At 68.5% G+C, this 13369-nt stretch carries 11 protein-coding genes; 6 read left to right on the forward strand and 5 right to left on the reverse strand.

Going from position 1 to position 13369, the window contains the following annotated elements; all coding sequences use genetic code 11:
• Positions 1-113 precede the first annotated feature (113 nt).
• A complete protein-coding gene (locus WS66_RS08185; protein WP_059598786.1) occupies positions 114-1067 on the reverse strand; it encodes a LysR family transcriptional regulator in 954 nt (317 codons plus the stop codon).
• Between the two features lie 156 nt (positions 1068-1223).
• Here WS66_RS08185 and WS66_RS08190 point away from each other — a divergent pair, with 156 nt between their 5' ends.
• The 3 genes from WS66_RS08190 to mmsB all read left to right on the forward strand — a co-directional run bounded on the left by WS66_RS08190 (position 1224) and on the right by mmsB (position 5395).
• Positions 1224-2543 carry an MFS transporter gene (locus WS66_RS08190; RefSeq protein ID WP_059598785.1) on the forward strand — a complete coding sequence of 440 codons (1320 nt, stop codon included), beginning with the start codon at positions 1224-1226 and terminating at the stop codon, positions 2541-2543.
• 125 nt (positions 2544-2668) lie between these two features.
• Positions 2669-4195, forward strand: coding sequence for a CoA-acylating methylmalonate-semialdehyde dehydrogenase (locus WS66_RS08195; protein ID WP_059598784.1), 1527 nt, complete (start codon positions 2669-2671; stop codon positions 4193-4195).
• A gap of 309 nt (positions 4196-4504) precedes the next feature.
• Positions 4505-5395, forward strand: a complete 891-nt coding sequence (gene mmsB, locus WS66_RS08200) for a 3-hydroxyisobutyrate dehydrogenase (protein ID WP_059598783.1) — start codon at positions 4505-4507, stop codon at positions 5393-5395.
• 112 nt (positions 5396-5507) lie between these two features.
• Here mmsB and WS66_RS08205 read toward each other — a convergent pair whose 3' ends face one another.
• From WS66_RS08205 to WS66_RS08220, 4 genes are all read right to left on the reverse strand, one after another.
• Positions 5508-5840 (reverse strand): hypothetical protein, encoded by a 333-nt coding sequence (locus WS66_RS08205; RefSeq protein WP_059524879.1) that lies wholly within the window; start codon positions 5838-5840, stop codon positions 5508-5510.
• A gap of 214 nt (positions 5841-6054) precedes the next feature.
• Positions 6055-8490, reverse strand: coding sequence for a c-type cytochrome (locus WS66_RS08210; RefSeq protein ID WP_059598782.1), 2436 nt, complete (start codon positions 8488-8490; stop codon positions 6055-6057).
• Positions 8480-8986: a (2Fe-2S)-binding protein gene (locus WS66_RS08215; RefSeq protein WP_059598822.1), complete on the reverse strand. Its 507-nt coding sequence runs from the start codon at positions 8984-8986 to the stop codon at positions 8480-8482. Before WS66_RS08215 ends, WS66_RS08210 begins: the two co-directional genes overlap by 11 nt.
• 219 nt (positions 8987-9205) lie before the next feature.
• Positions 9206-10369, reverse strand: coding sequence for an FAD-dependent monooxygenase (locus WS66_RS08220; protein ID WP_059598781.1), 1164 nt, complete (start codon positions 10367-10369; stop codon positions 9206-9208).
• Positions 10370-10667: 298 nt separating this feature from the next.
• On the opposite strand from WS66_RS08220, the gene WS66_RS08225 reads away from it, so the two are divergent.
• Genes WS66_RS08225 through WS66_RS08235 form a run of 3 tightly spaced genes read left to right on the forward strand, consistent with a single transcriptional unit; the run spans position 10668 to position 13365 of the window.
• Entirely contained in the window at positions 10668-11420 is a 753-nt protein-coding gene (locus WS66_RS08225; RefSeq protein ID WP_059598780.1) for a maleate cis-trans isomerase family protein, read from the forward strand.
• A gap of 26 nt (positions 11421-11446) precedes the next feature.
• Positions 11447-12277, forward strand: a complete 831-nt coding sequence (locus WS66_RS08230; RefSeq protein ID WP_059598779.1) for an alpha/beta fold hydrolase — start codon at positions 11447-11449, stop codon at positions 12275-12277.
• 47 nt (positions 12278-12324) lie between these two features.
• Positions 12325-13365 carry a hypothetical protein gene (locus WS66_RS08235; RefSeq protein ID WP_059598778.1) on the forward strand — a complete coding sequence of 347 codons (1041 nt, stop codon included), beginning with the start codon at positions 12325-12327 and terminating at the stop codon, positions 13363-13365.
• The last annotated feature ends 4 nt before the right edge of the window (positions 13366-13369 follow it).

Raw genomic sequence — 13369 nt, forward strand, 5'->3', positions numbered from 1 at the left:
AGGTGCCCGGATGGCGTTCGCGACGTAAACGTGCAAGCGTCACCGCGGCCCGGTTACGTTCGTCGTCGTAGCTGATCGACACGGGACGGTTGGCCCGTGACGCACCGCCGCGCTCAATCCCCGACGAATCGCAATTGCTCCGACTCTCCCATCAGCAATGCCCGATTCGCGTCCGCCGCCGCGCGCAGGTAATCCCACAGCGCCGTCACGCGGCGCAGCTTGCGCAGGTCCTCGCGACACGTCAGCCAGAAGCACCGCGTGACCACCACGTCGTCCGGCAGCACCGGCACCAGCGCCGGCTGCGTGGCCGCCATGAAGCACGGCAGGATCGCGAGCGCGCCGCCCTGCAACGCCGCGAACACCTGCGCGATCACGCTCGTCGTGCGCAATCCGGCGGTCGCGCCGGGCACCGCGCGCTCCAGGTACAGCAGCTCGCTGCTGAACGCGAGATCGTCGACGTAGCTGATGAACGCATGGTGCGCGAGATCGTCGGTGCAGGTAATCGGCGCGTGGTTCGCCAGATAGTCGCGCGTCGCATAGAGCCGCAACTGGTAGTCGCACAGCTTCGTGACCACGTAAGGCCCGCGTTCGGGCCGCTCGAGCGTGATCGCCAGGTCGGCCTCGCGCTTCGGCAGGTTGACGAAATGCGGGACCGGCAGCAGATCGACCGTCACGTGCGGGTGCTCGACGCGAAACCGCGCAAGCTGCGGCGCAAGGAAAAAGCAGCCGAACCCTTCGGTCGACCCGATCCGCACGTGGCCCGACAACGCCTCGCCGGTATTCGCGACCTGGTCGCACGCGGACTGCACGGTCGTCTCCATCGCATCCGCATACGCGACGAGCCGCTGCCCCTCGGCCGTCAGCGTGAAACCGCCGGAGCGTGACTTGTCGAATAGCAGCGTGCCCATCGCGGCCTCGAGCGCGCGAATGCGCCGCGCGACGGTCGTGTAGTCGACGCCGAGACGCTTCGCCGCCCCGCTCGCGCGCTGCGTGCGGGCGACTTCGAGGAAGAAGCGCAGGTCGTCCCAGTTCAGGTTGCCGGAAACCGGCTCGGTGGCGTGTCGCATCTGCGGGAAAAAAGACAGGAATCTCCGGGCCGGCCGTCGATATGCATAAATGCACATCCAACCGGTTTTCTTGTCGGTACATTGTGGATCTGCGCATAACTATACTCGACCGTGACCTGCGGACCATGAGCCGCGGGCAAAAAATACGGAGACACCATGCAGACACGATCCACCCTCGATGAGCATGCAGCCGTCGCGACGCCGGCCCCCGCCCGCACCGCGAGGCACTACCTGCTGGCCGGCTGGGCCAGCATGGCCGGCACCACGATCGAGTGGTACGACTTCTTCCTCTACGGCACCGCCGCCGCGCTGGTGTTCAACCGCATCTTCTTCCCGTCGCTGGACCCCGTCGTCGGCACGCTCGCCGCGTTCGGCACGTTCGCGGTCGGCTTCATCGGGCGGCCGATGGGCGGCATCGTATTCGGCCACTTCGGCGACCGCATCGGCCGCAAGTCGATGCTGATGATCACGCTGCTGCTGATGGGCGTGCCGAGCATGATCATCGGGCTGATCCCGTCGTACGACCGCATCGGCTACTGGGCCGCCGCCCTGCTGATCGCGATGCGCTTCCTGCAGGGGATGGCGGTCGGTGGCGAATGGGGCGGCGCGGTGCTGATGGCCGTCGAACACGCGCCGAAGGGTCGCAAGGGGCTGTTCGGCAGCCTGCCGCAAACGGGCGTCGGGCTCGGGCTGATCCTCTCGTCGGTCGCGATGGCCGCGGTGGCCGCGCTGCCGGAAGCCGACATGCTGTCGTGGGGCTGGCGCGTGCCGTTCCTCGCGAGCATCGCGCTCGTCGGCCTCGGCTGGTTCATCCGCGCGAAGGTGCCCGAGTCGCCGGACTTCGAGAAGATGCAGCGCCAGGGCAAGGCCGAGAAGTCGCCGGTGACGGCCGCGCTGCGTCGCCATCCGCGCGAGGTGCTGACGATCGTCGGCGCGCGCGCCGCCGAGAACACGTGGTTCTACATGGTCGTCACGTTCGCGCTCGCCTATGCAACGCAGCAGTTGCATCTGCCGAAGGCCGAAATGCTGCACGCGATCACGGCCGGCGCGGCGCTGTCGCTCGTCACGATGCCGCTGTGCGGGCATCTCAGCGACCGCATCGGCCAGCGCCGGATGTTCGCGATCGGCCTCGTGCTGATGTGCGCGTTCGCGGCACCGTTCTTCTTGATGCTCGGCACGCAGCAGACGTCGTACGCATGGTGGGCGATCGTGCTCGGCCTCGGCGTCGTGTTCCCGATTCTTTATGCACCGGAGTCGCTGCTGTTCGCGCAGCAGTTCCCCGCGGAGATCCGCTACAGCGGCATCTCGCTGTCGGTGCAGCTCGCCGGCGTGATCGGCGGCGGCTTCGCGCCGATGATCGCGACGTCGCTGCTCAAGGCCGGCGGCGGCCAGCCGCACTACGTGATCGCGTACCTCGTCGGCTTCGGTGTGTTCGCGCTCGTGTGTACCGCACTGATGCGGCCGGCACGTACATAACGCATCGACGCACGCCGGCCCGTTTTTACCCGGTTTTCCATACGACTTGCCGTCCGCCGTGGCTGCACGCGCGACGGACGCAAGCCACCCCTTTTTCGTCGCACCATCGTTTCCCGGAGAGTTCCATGAACGCCGCAGTTCCCCAGACCACCCTCGCCCTGCCCACCGCCAAGCTGCTGATCGACGGCGCGTTCGTCGATTCGCAAAGCGCCGAATGGGGCGACATCGTCAACCCCGCGACGCAGGAAGTGATCGGCCGCGTGCCGTACGCGACGCTCGACGAGGTCGATGCCGCGATCGCGTCCGCGCAGCGCGCTTTCCAGACCTGGAAGACGACGCCGATCGGCGCGCGGCTGCGCATCATGCTGAAGTTCCAGGATCTGGTGCGCCGCAATCTCGAACGGATCGCGCACACGCTGACGGCCGAGCAGGGCAAGACGCTGCCCGATGCGCAGGGCGACATCTTCCGCGGCCTCGAGGTGGTCGAGCATGCATGCTCGATCGGCACGCTGCAGCAAGGCGAATTCGCGGAGAACGTCGCGGGCGGCGTCGACACCTACACGCTGCGCCAGCCGATCGGCGTGTGCGCGGGCATCACGCCGTTCAACTTCCCCGGCATGATCCCGCTGTGGATGTTCCCGATGGCGATCGTGTGCGGCAACACGTTCGTGCTGAAGCCGTCCGAACAGGATCCGCTGTCGACGATGCAGCTCGTCGAACTGGCGATCGAGGCCGGCGTGCCGCAAGGTGTACTGAACGTCGTGCACGGCGGCAAGACGGTGGTCGATCGCCTCTGCACGCACCCGGACATCAAGGCGATCTCGTTCGTCGGCTCGACGCGCGTCGGCACGCACGTGTACAACCTCGGCAGCCAGCACGGCAAGCGCGTGCAGTCGATGATGGGCGCGAAGAACCACGCGGTCGTGTTGCCGGATGCGCATCGCGAGCAGTCGATCAACGCGCTGGTCGGCGCGGGCTTCGGCGCGGCCGGCCAGCGCTGCATGGCGACGTCGGTCGTCGTGCTGGTCGGCCACGCGCGCGACTGGCTGCCCGATCTGGTCGAAAAGGCGAAGGCGCTGAAGGTCAACGCCGGCGCCGAATCCGGCACGGACGTCGGCCCGGTCGTGTCGAAGGCGGCGAAGGCGCGCGTCCTGTCGCTGATCGACGCGGGCGTGAAGGAAGGCGCGACGCTGCTGCTCGACGGCCGCGACGTGAAGGTGCCCGGCTACGAGCAAGGCAACTTCGTCGGCCCGACGATCTTCTCGGGCGTGACGACCGACATGTCGATCTACACGGAAGAAATCTTCGGGCCGGTGGTGGTCGTGATGGAAGTCGACACGCTCGACGAAGCGATCGCGCTCGTGAACCGCAACCCGATGGGCAACGGCGTCGGCCTCTTCACGCAGAGCGGCGCGGCCGCGCGCAAGTTCCAGAGCGAGATCGACGTCGGCCAGGTCGGCATCAACATCCCGATCCCGGTGCCGGTCCCCTACTTCAGCTTCACCGGCTCGCGCGGCTCGAAGCTCGGCGATCTCGGCCCGTACGGCAAGCAGGTCGTGCAGTTCTACACGCAGACGAAGACGGTCACCGCGCGCTGGTTCGACGACGACGCGACGGCCGGCGGCGTGAACACGACGATCGCGCTGCGCTGATTGCGAAGCATGGGACCGGACCAAGCGCTGAAGCGTCAAGTTCGGTTGATCGCGAAGCATGGGACCGGACCAAGCGCTGAAGCGCCAAGTTCGGTCGACCGCGAAGCATGGGACCGGACCAAGCGCTGAAGCGTCAAGTTCGGTCGATCGCGAAGCATGGGACCGGACCAAGCGCTGAAGCGTCAAGTTCGGTTGATCGCGAAGCATGGGACCGGACTAGGTGCTAAAGCGCCAAGTCCGGTCGACCGCGAAGCATGGGACCGGACTAGGCGCTAAAGCGCCAAGTCCGGTCGACACTGGAGCCTGTACATGGAAATTGCATTCATCGGACTCGGCAACATGGGCGGCCCCATGGCCGCCAACCTGCTCAAGGCCGGACACGCCCTGACGGTGTTCGACCTCGACGCGAACGCAGTCGACGCCGCGACGCGCGCGGGCGCGACGGCGGCCGCGTCGCCGCGTGAGGCGGCCGCCCGCGCGTCGCTGGTGATCACGATGCTGCCGGCCGCGCAGCACGTGCGCGCGGTTTATCTCGGCGAAGACGGCGTCCTGGCCGGCGCGCGCGCCGGCGCAACGTTCGTCGACTGCAGCACGATCGATCCGGGCACCGTGCGCGCAGTGGCCGACGCCGCCGCGCAACGCGACTTCCCGCTCGCCGATGCGCCAGTGTCGGGCGGCACCGGCGGCGCGCAGGCCGGCACGCTGACCTTCATGGTCGGCGCGGAAGGCGCGCTGTTCGAGCGCATCCGCCCGGTACTGCTCGACATGGGGAAGAACGTCGTGCACTGCGGCGGCACCGGCACCGGGCAGATCGCGAAGATCTGCAACAACCTGCTGCTCGGGATCTCGATGATGGGCGTGTCGGAAGCGATGGCGCTCGGCGCCGCGCTCGGCATCGATCCGGCCGTGCTGGCCGGCATCATCAACACGTCGACCGGCCGCTGCTGGAGCTCGGACGCATATAACCCGTACCCGGGCGTGAACGACGCGGCGCCCGCCGCGCGCGGCTACTCGGGCGGTTTCGCCGCGAACCTGATGCTGAAGGATCTCGGGCTCGCGACCGAAGCCGCGCGCAGCGCACGGCAACCGGTGTGGATGGGCGCGCTCGCGCAGCAGCTTTATCAGTCGATGAGCCAGCAGGGGCTCGGCACGCTCGACTTCTCCGCTTGCGTGAAGCTGTACGAAGCGCACCCCGCGTAACGCGGCCGACGGACGTGCGCCGACCCGCGATGCCCATCAATGGCACCGCGGGTCGATTCACTTCCGGAGCAGCGCGGGCGCGCAGGCCGCGGCCGCACGGGCGACGCGGCGCTTATCCGCGCGGGTTCGACGCCGTCTCGAAGGTCGGATGGCACTCGAACGCGAGTTCCGAGCGCGCGTCGACGCGGCGGCCGCCGGTCACGGACTCCTGCTTCAGGCTCGCGCGCATGCCGCGCTGCGTGCAATAGTTGGTCGCTTCGTTGACGGCTTTTTCATGGGCGTCGGCCCACGTCGTCGACACGCCGAGCGTGCGCGTCGTCACGGTGAAGACGTTCGGGTTCGACGTCGTGGTCACGTCGGAAGCGGTCGAACACGCGGCGAGCAAGCATGCAGCGGCCGCGATGGTCAACCCTCGCAGGGATCGAAAAGGTACAGGGATGGACATGGGAGGCAAGCGCACGTCGATTCGACGGCATTGAGCAACATAGGCGACAGTATGCCTGCCCGATTGCCGGAGATCATGCCCTTTTCGGTGAACACATTGTTTCGAATGGTTAAACGATGGGTGATCCAGGCAAGATTTACGGGCCGCGTCGCGCCTGGCGTTGCCCCGTGAGTCGCTTTTCCCGACCGCCGTGCGCCTTCTTCACGTGCGCCGGTCAGTGCGAGCGCGCCTGCCGGATTCTCGCCGAGGCCTCCTCCAGGTTTTGCCACGCCGGTTGACCGGGCGCGTAGCGCGCGCGGATATATGCGGCGAGCTCGGCCATCTGCCGGTCGTCGAACGCGTCGCGGAAGCCCGGCATGTAGCCGAGCGCGTCGGTGGCCGGATGGTCGATCCCGTCGTGCAGCACACGCAGCAGGTTGTCGGGCGCCGCCTGGCTGACGCTCGTGTTGAGCCCCATCAGCGGACGCACGCCGAAATGCCCGACCCCGCCCGATTCCGCGTGACACACCGCGCACGCGGCATCGAACGCACGCCGGCCGCTCTCGAGGCCGAGTGTCGCGACGGCTTCCGCACCGTGCGCACGGCGGGTCGCCGCGTCGGCCGCCATGGCCGCATCGACGGGCGGTGACAGCGACGTCAGATAATGCGCGATCGCCCGAACGTCCGATTCGGGCAGCGCCGCGAGCCCCGCGACGACCGGCGCCATCGGCCCGGCCGCGACGCCGTGCTGGGCAGAGAAACCGGTGCGGAGGTAGTCGAACAGCGCGCCTTCGGTCCACGGCACCGGCGACGCCGGCGACGCGATGAGCGGCGGCGCGACCCATCCCTCGGCCTCGCCGCCGGCCAGGTACGCGCGCCCGCCCTGTTCCGCGCCGAGTGCGTTGCGCGGCGTGTGGCACGCGCCGCAGTGCCCGGCGCCGTCAACCAGATACTTGCCGCGATTCCACGTCGCGGAGCGCGCCGGGTCGGGTGCGAACGGCCGCGCATCGTGAAACAGCCAGTTCCATCCGGCGACGAGGCGCCGCTGGTCGAGCGGGAACGGCAGCTTCGTCTTCGGCGGTGCATGCGTCACCGGCGGCTGCGACATCAGATAGGCATAGAGCGCGAGCAGGTCGGGCTCGCTCAGCTTCGCGAACGCGGTGTACGGAAATGCCGGATACAGATGCGATCCGTCGCGGCCGATGCCTTCGCGCATCGCACGCGCGAACGCCGGATACGACCATGCGCCGATGCCGGTTTCCGGATCGGGCGTGATGTTGGTCGTGTAGATCGTGCCGAACGGCGTGTCGAGCGCGAGACCACCCGCGTTGGGCGCCCCGCCGGGCGCGGTATGACAGACCGCGCAATCGCCGGCGAGCGCAATCAGGCGGCCGCGTTCGAGCGTCGCCGCGCTCCACATCGCGCTGTCCGCGCCGCCCGTCGCGACCGGCGCAATCGGCGCCGGGCCCGGCAGGATCGCGCACGCGAGCCCGATCAGCCCGCCGACCACCCCGCCCGCGCCGCCACCGGCCAGCCAGCGGCGCCAGCGCGATGACGCACGACGCGGCGTGCCGGAATGGCTCGCACCTGAATCGACCGGCGCCGGCCGGGCCAGTGCCTCGCGAATGCGCGCGGCATCGAACGGCGGCGCGCGAAAACGCACGCCCGTCGCGTCATGCAGCGCGTTCGCGATCGCAGCCGCGGCCGGCGCAGCGGCCTGCTCGATCCGTTGCGCATCGTATGCCGACAGCGACCGGATGCGATCCGCGCCCGGCGCGGCGTCGTCGAACGCAACGAGTTCATGCGCGATCGCATCCGGCGCGACATCGCCGCCGGTCTCGTCATGCGCCGGCCGTGCGGACAGCCGCGCGCCCATCACGCGCGAAATCGCCGCCTCGATCTGCCACGCGGGCAAGCCCGCCATCGACGCCTGCCCGGGTTCGCCCGCGCCCTGCCCGGCGACGACGCGGCGCACCGCGACGTCGCCCGTCGCGCGATCGACGTCGAGATCGACGACCCACGCGGACCAGTGGGGAGCGTTGTCACCGCCCGCATCGGCTTGCGGGTTTTCGTCCGCGGACAACGCATCGGACGCACCCGCACCGTCGAACGCGAAGCCGCGTCCGCTCAAGCGGTCAGGCATGCGCGCCGTCGCCGGTTCGCCCCACGCGGCGCGTTCGCTGACCATCCGGATAATCTCGCGCGGCCCTGCATCGCGCGACGCATCGAGATGCTGCAGACGCAATGCGACCGGATCGCGCTTCAGCGCACCGGCCAGCTCGTCGACGAACGATTCGCGCGCGAATGCGTGCGCGTGGCCGGGAATCGTGTAGTGGGTGTCGGCCATCTCGATCGACGTCTGCGCATGTCGATAGACGAACGGCGACGATGGCGTCGACGCCCCGCCCTCCGCCGTCGCGCGCCGCGCGTCCGCCACCGTGCCGGCCTGCGCGCGATAGCGCCACGTCGTCATCCGGCCGTCGGCGGCGGTCCGTGTTTCGACATCGAACGACGCCTGCGCGCGCGCATCGCCGATCGGCCACTCGTAACGCGCGCGATGCATGCGCGCCGCGTCGTCCGCACGCCGCGCCGAACCCACCGCCACTTCATCGCATCGCACATCGCCAGCATCCGTTTCGGGCTGCGCGAGCACGCTCGGGTCATGCTTCATCGCCGTCGTCCCGCAGATAGCGCGCGGCCCGATGCACCGCGCGGATGATCTCCAGGTGCGTGCCGCAGCGGCAAAGATTGAAGCGCAGCGCGTCGCGGATCGCTGCATCGTCCGGCGACGGATTGCGGTCGAGCAGCGCTTTCGTGCTCATGATCATCCCGTTGAGGCAATAGCCGCACTGTGCGGCCTGCTCGTCGATGAAGGCGCGCTGGATCGGATGCGGCGCCTCGCGCGCGCCGAGCCCTTCGAGCGTGGTCACGTCGCGCCCGTGCGCGGCGGCGGCCGGCACGACGCACGCGCGTGTGGCCTGCCCGTCGACCAGCACCGTGCACGCGCCGCACTGCCCGAATCCGCAGCCGTACTTCGGGCCGTTGAGCGCGCAGTCGTTGCGCAGGATCAGCAGCAGCGGCGCGTCAGGCGCGGTTGCGTCGAACGTATGCGGCATGCCGTTCACGCGAAAAGCGAGCGGCCGCGACGGGGAAGCGGGATGGGACATGAACGGGTCCGGAATGGGGGCGCGGGCCGGAAGACCGGCGGGCCGATGCCTGGGGCCGGCGGCGGGCACGGCCGCCGGCTCGCGATGGCCGGCGTCGCGCACAGCGCTCAGGTATAACACGCCGAAATGCGCGCGTATCGCCGCATCGATCGACGATACGGCGGCGTGGCATCGATCGACGATACGGCGGCGTGGCATCCGGCTCGGACACGGCGCGTGTCAGGCGACAGCCGCCACGTTGCCGCGCGACGGCGACGGCGACACGAGCGGCACGTCGAACACGTCGTAGCCGAACACCCACGACGGATCCTCGTTCGTGCGCAGCCACGTGTTGTTGTGCGACACGAGCTGCACCTTCGACGCGCGTGCCGCGCGATTTGCCTCGTACAGCGCGAACGCGCCTGCGTGATCGCCGATGCCGACTTCGTCGAGACAGCGCGCGAGCATCGCCGCATCCTCGATCGCCATCGCCGCGCCCTGCGCCATGTGCGGCTTCATCGGATGACACGCATCGCCCAGCAGCACGAGACGGCCGCGGCTCCACAACGGAAGCGGGTCGCGTTCGAGCAGCGGCCACTTGGTGATCGAGGGCGACACGTCGATCAGATGCTGGATGTCGGCATGGAAACCCGCGAACGCTTCGCGCATTTCATCGCGGCTGCTGTCGACCATCGACACGCCTTCCGGCCACTCGGCCTGCGGCACGCCCGTCACGTAGTAGTACTCGTCGCGCTTCTCGGTCACGTAGTACACCATCATGTGACGATCCTCCGACCACCACTTCACGCACATGTCGTACGGCTTGTTGCCGAGCAGCGATGCCGGGAACACCGCGCGATGCGCAACGTAGCCCGTATAGCGCGGCGGTTCCGCGCCAAGCAGATGCTCGCGGATCCGCGAATTCACGCCGTCCGCGCCGACGACGATGTCGGCCGTCTCGACGCTGCCGTCGGTGAATGTCAGGCGCACCGCGTCGCCGGTGTCCTCCACCGACGCGAGCCGCTTGCCGAAGCGGATCGTGCCGGGCGTCACCGCCTGCGTCATCAACGCATGGAAATCGCCGCGATGCACGGTCAGGTAGCTCGCGCCATAGGTCGTGCGCGCGTAGTCGCCGAGCGGAATTTTCGACAGCACGTCGGCCGTCCGCCAGTCGCGGCTGTACCAGCAATCCGGATGGGAACCCATCTTCTCCAGCGCGTCCTCGCAGCCGATGCGCCGCATGATCTTCATCACATTCGGGCCGAGATGAATGCCCGCGCCGAGGCGCGAGAACGCCGGCGCCTGCTCGTACAGCGCGACATCGTAGCCGCGGCGCTGCAGCAGCGCCGCGGCGGCCGTGCCGCCGAGACCGGCGCCGATGATTGCGATACGGGGTTTGCTCATGCGGATCTCCTGATCGTGAGCCCGTCGCCGAACGCGGTACGAGAACGGGCGGATTGAATGGCGTGTATGTAGCGTACACACTCCATTTATTCAGGACAAGCGGATTGTTTTTGGCAATCCAGTTATTCGGGAAAACACCAATAAATTCGCGAATTAATGCACCCATCAACGATGGTGGCCGGACGAAAATCTTTTTGATCCATTGTCATTTTCAAATGTACACACTAGACTTTGCTCGAAACTAGGCGATCTCGCGCCAGCGTGCCGCCCCACTCTTACCGACACGGAGCCTCCCGTCATGAACAAGATCTACCGCATCGGCCAGATCGTGCCGAGTTCCAACACGACGATGGAAACCGAGATTCCCGCCATGTTGCGGTTGCGCGAGGCGATCCGGCCCGAGCGCTTCACGTATCACTCGAGCCGGATGCGGATGAAGAAGGTCGTCAAGGAAGAACTCGCGGCGATGGATGCCGAATCCGACCGCTGCGCGGTGGAGCTGAGCGATGCGCGCGTCGACGTGCTCGGCTACGCGTGCCTCGTCGCGATCATGGCGATGGGCCACGGCTATCACCGCGTGTCTCAGGCGCGCCTCACGAAGCACACGGCGGACAACGGCGCGCAGGCGCCCGTGCTGACGAGCGCGGGCGCGCTCGTCGACGCATTGAAGGTGATCGGCGCGAAGCGCATCGTGGTGGTCGCGCCGTACATGCTGCCGCTGACCGAACTCGTGGTCGACTACATCCGCAACGAAGGCTATGAAGTGATCGCGTACCGCGCGCTCGAGATTCCCGACAACCTCGAAGTCGGCCGCCACGACCCGGCACGCCTGCCGGACATCGTGAAGACGCTGCCGTACCAGGACGCCGATGCGATCGTCCTGTCCGCGTGCGTGCAGATGCCGTCGCTGCCGGCGGTCGCGAAGGTCGAGGCGATGACGGGCAAGCCCGTGATCACGGCCGCGATCGCGACGACCTACGCGATGCTGCGCGAACTCGATCTCGAACCGGTCGTACCCGGCGCCGGCGCGCTGCTGTCCGGCGCGTACTGAGCATCCCGCCACTTCGGAGCCTCTCCATGCCCTCGACTTTCCTGTACGGCGCGAACGTCCGCGCGAACGGCATCCGCCAGCACTATCTGCGCTACGGCGGCGCGACGGGCGCACGCGCGTCGCGCCCCGCGATCGTGCTGATTCCCGGCATCACGAGCCCCGCGATCACGTGGGGCTTCGTCGGCGACGTGTTCGGCGCGGCGTTCGACACCTATGTGCTCGACGTGCGCGGCCGCGGGCTGTCCGACGCGTCGCCGTCGCTCGACTACGGCCTCGACGCGCAGGCCGACGACGTCGCGGCGCTCGTCGCCGCACTCGGCCTGCCGCGCACGAGCCTCGTCGGCCATTCGATGGGCGCGCGGATCGCCGCGCGCGCGGCGCTGCGCGGCATCGGCGGGCTCGAGTCGGTCGTACTCGTCGATCCCCCGGTGTCGGGCCCGAAGCGCCGCGACTATCCGGGCAAGCTGCCGTGGTACATCGACTCGATGGCGCTCGCGCGCGCCGGCACCGACGCCGAAGGGATGCGCGCGTTCTGCCCGACCTGGACCGATGCCGAACTGCAACTGCGCGCCGAATGGCTGCATACCTGCGACGAGCGCGCGGTGCGCACGTCATACGAAGGCTTCCACACCGACGACTTCCACGCGGATGCCGCGCGACTGACCGTGCCGTCGCTGCTGATCACGGCCGAGCGCGGCGACGTGGTGCGCGACGACGACGTCGCCGAACTGCAGCGCGCGACGCCGTCGATGCGGCACGTGCGCGTGCCCGACGCGGGCCACATGATTCCGTGGGACAACGCGGCGGGCTTCTACGCGGCGTTCCGCGATTTCCTCGGCGCGCCGCTCGCGGCCTGATCGCGCGGCGCCCGCCCCTTTCTCTCACGCCTTTACCGGAGCCGACGATGCCAGTCAGCGATACCCAACTGATCGACGCGTGGAAGCAGGTCCTCACGCTGTCGCGCCTCGAACCGGGCCAGACCGTCACGATCCTGACGAGCGCGGCCACCCATCCGCAGACGCTGTCGTGCGCGCTGATCGCGACGCAATCGATGGGCGCGATCGTCAACCGGCTCGACCTGCCGCCCGTCAATGGCGACAAAGCGTTCAGCCGGGACCCGCTCGCGTATCTCGGCACGACGCCGCTGACCGGCAACAAGGCCGCGATCGCCGCGCTGCGCGAGAGCGACCTCGTGCTCGACCTGATGACGCTGCTGTTCTCGCCCGAACAGCACGACATCCTGAAAGCGGGCACGAAGATCCTGCTCGCGGTCGAGCCGCCCGAGGTGCTGGTGCGCATGGTGCCGACGCTGGCCGACCGTACGCGTGTGCTCGCCGCTGCGAAAAAAATCGCTGCCGCGCGCGAGATGCGCGTGACGTCGGCCGCCGGCACCGCGCTGGTATGCCCGCTCGGCGAGTTTCCGCCGACGGCCGAATACGGCTTCGTCGACGCGCCGGGCCGCTGGGACCACTGGCCGAGCGGCTTCGCGCTGACCTACCCGAACGACCGCACCGCACGCGGCACGATCGTGATCGACCGCGGCGACATCCTGCTGCCTCAGAAGCACTACGTGAGCGAGCCGATCGCGCTGACCGTCGAAGGCGGTTACGCAACGCGCATCGAAGGCGGCGTCGACGCCGACCTGCTGCGCGACTACATGGAAACCTTCGCCGACCCCGAAGGCTATGCGATCTCGCACATCGGCTGGGGGTTGCAGCCGCGCGCCCGCTGGTCGACGCTCGGCCTGTACGACCGCGAAGCGACGATCGGGATGGATGCGCGCGCGTTCGAAGGCAACTTCCTGTTCTCGCTCGGCCCGAACAACGAAGGCGGCGGCAGCCGCACGACGACCTGCCATATCGACATCCCGCTGCGCCGCTGTACGGTCGAACTCGACGGCGAGACCGTCGTGCGCGAAGGCCGCGTGACCGATCAACCCGCCTGACAGA

It is taken from the genome of Burkholderia sp. LA-2-3-30-S1-D2 (assembly GCF_001523915.2).
Lineage (GTDB): Bacteria > Pseudomonadota > Gammaproteobacteria > Burkholderiales > Burkholderiaceae > Burkholderia > Burkholderia diffusa.